This is a genomic window from Psychromonas aquatilis (assembly GCF_038155185.1).
GTDB classification, from domain to species: domain Bacteria; phylum Pseudomonadota; class Gammaproteobacteria; order Enterobacterales; family Psychromonadaceae; genus Psychromonas; species Psychromonas aquatilis.
The window spans coordinates 1-275 of record NZ_JBAKAZ010000192.1; the positions used below are offsets into that span (position 1 = coordinate 1).

Sequence of the window (275 nt, forward strand, 5' to 3'; positions counted from 1 at the left end):
TCGAAGCACAAGCGTCTTTTAAAAAAATTCCAAATAGAAACGATCCTTAAGATCCCAGGGCATGTGTGCCTTAATAATGTCCTTGTGTGGTTTCAAGACGAAGCTCGATTCGGGCAAAGAAATACAACCACTAAAATATGGGCAGAAAAAGGCACAAGACCAAGGGCTATTCAACAGCAGCAATTTGAGTATGCGTACCTGTTCGGTGCTGTGTGTATTAACACAGGGCAAACAGAAGCCCTTGTTTTACCAATCAGCAATAGTGAAGGAATGAG

Annotated in this window: 1 protein-coding gene; it reads left to right on the forward strand. The window is 42.2% G+C overall.

Features of this window, described 5'->3' with window-relative positions; genetic code table 11:
- Positions 1–275: transposase (locus tag V6256_RS15315; protein ID WP_424141077.1), on the forward strand; the 275-nt coding region annotated here is incomplete at both ends.